This is a genomic window from Moorena sp. SIO3I6, assembly GCF_010672095.1.
The window spans coordinates 1-1,962 of record NZ_JAAHHU010000917.1 but is presented as its reverse complement, the minus strand read 5'-3'; the positions used below and the strand labels follow the sequence as shown (position 1 = coordinate 1,962).

The 1,962-nt window shown below is 37.7% G+C and carries 3 protein-coding genes; all 3 read left to right on the top strand.

Annotated elements, in window-relative coordinates:
- Positions 1 to 110 precede the first annotated feature (110 nt).
- Positions 111 to 530, top strand: a complete 420-nt coding sequence (locus F6K49_RS44425; RefSeq protein WP_293108317.1) for an element excision factor XisH family protein — start codon at positions 111 to 113, stop codon at positions 528 to 530.
- Complete coding sequence (locus tag F6K49_RS44420) at positions 518 to 859, top strand: XisI protein (RefSeq protein WP_008181118.1); 342 nt, start codon at positions 518 to 520, stop codon at positions 857 to 859. Before F6K49_RS44425 ends, F6K49_RS44420 begins: the two co-directional genes overlap by 13 nt.
- Positions 860 to 1,510: 651 nt before the next feature.
- Positions 1,511 to 1,962, top strand: a 452-nt coding sequence (locus tag F6K49_RS44415) for a hypothetical protein (RefSeq protein WP_293108314.1), incomplete at its 3' end; no start/stop codon positions are given.

Below are 1,962 nucleotides of genomic sequence, written 5' to 3'. Positions count from 1 at the left end.
GTTGACCCTTGGATAATCACTTTTTGCTAACTTAAGAATACCCGAATCATAACGGTAATGGTCAGAGTCAATTAAGATCAAAAAATTAATTAATTATTAAATTAATAACCATGCCAGTTCGTGACTACTATCATGATATTGTACGCAATGCCCTTCAAAAAGACGGTTGGACAATCACCCACGATCCCTATCGTTTAAAACTCACTAGAAAAAAGAATTTATATATTGACTTAGGGGCAGAACGACTCATTGCGGCGGAAAAAGGTGTCCAGAAAATTGCTGTTGAAATCAAAAGTTTCCGCAGTGCATCAGAAATGAAAGATTTAGAGGAAGCAGTGGGTCAATTTGTCTTGTATGAACACCTACTGGCACGCTACGAACCCGAAATAAAACTCTATTTAGCTGTTCCAGAAGATGTGATATCATCAGTGTTTGAAGAAGAAGCAGGACAAGTTTTAATCGAAGATAAAATCATTCGCCTTTTTACCTTTGACGTCAATCAAGAGGAGCTTATTACATGGATACCTTAAACAAAACTAATCTAAAACAAGCCATTATCAAAGTCTTACAAGACTACGTTGAATTTTTAGGAAATGACCCCGAAAGCGACCTTCAATTAATCATTGACGAAAATAAAGATCACTATCTCCTCATGGAAATAGGTTGGCACAAAAATCAAAGAATTTACGGCAGTTTGATTCACATTGATATCATTAACGAAAAAATTTGGCTTCAACAAGACGGCACAGAAGAAGGAGTCGCCAACGAACTGGTAAAACTAGGCATTTCACCTCAACAAATTGTCCTTGCCTTTAAAACCTTAGAACGCCGTAAAATAACTGACTTTGCCGTTTCCTAATTCAAAACTAAGTACCTAGGCAAAATTGCTTACACATTGAAAGTTCACGGGGTGACAAAAAAGCTCAAACCTAGATAGGTGTTAGGTTTTAGGTTTTAGGTATTGGGTAAAATGAGTGCGATGAGTCATTTGTATTTGCCAGCAATTGAAGCAATTTTCACGCATACTTCGTCAATGATAGTTTTAATCAATCCATACCCGCACGGACATTCTTCACGCTTCACCTAACCCCTAAAACCTAACCCCTGTAAGATTTTAAAGAGCGCTTGTCACCCCCTGAGCCTATTTACTTGCCCATTCATGAAAAACCGGAAAGGTAAAATGAAGATTCGGTAAAATTTAAATTAAACTCTAACAAAGGTAAAAAAAATGCATATATAGCGTCTTTGATAGCGCTATCCTTATAGTTAAGGGGTAACCTAATTTGGTGGGTCTGAGTGAAATCAGGCGCATTTTTAATGAGGTTTTTTATACCCACATATTTTATTAATAACTATTACAAAAAATTTTTTTTTTCAGAAAAAGGGCAATTTTAACTTGATTAATTATTAAAGGCTGAAAATCACACCAGTTTTCAGATACAGCCTCAGATACTACCCAGGTGTGCATTATATAACAACTTAGAATTTATTAATTACGGAGCAAACATTGATGGTTTCTAATGATAACTTTGCAGACCGGATATTCTTAAAGCGTACATCAGTTAGTACCACAGGCACTAACGTGGGTTTCACTGGGGAGTCAGGTGAGCCCGATCATGCAGGCATTAGCAGCCCGTTAAATTCTGCCTGGTGGTCTTGGACAGCTCCCGGTGATGGTACAGTCACTATTGACACTTTTGGGAGTAACTACGACACTAGTCTAGCAGTCTACACCGGTTCAGCACTTAACAGCTTAACAGAGATTGCCAGTGATGATGACACCTTTGGTTTACAAAGTGAAGTTGTATTTACTGTTAGCGCTGGTACAACCTACCAAATTGCTGTTGATGGCTTTTCTTCCAACACAGGCTTGATTGATCTCAACATTAACTTAGATATTGACGACAATCTTATTTTAGGAACATCAGGCAATGATAGCCTGTTCGGCAGTGTCGAAAACGA

Bases quoted from the DNA above. Each gene is read 5' to 3' on its own strand.
- F6K49_RS44425 (WP_293108317.1), top strand. From the start codon at position 111: ATGCCAGTTCGTGACTACTATCATGATATTGTACGCAATGCCCTTCAA.
- F6K49_RS44420 (WP_008181118.1), top strand. From the start codon at position 518: ATGGATACCTTAAACAAAACTAATCTAAAACAAGCCATTATCAAAGTC.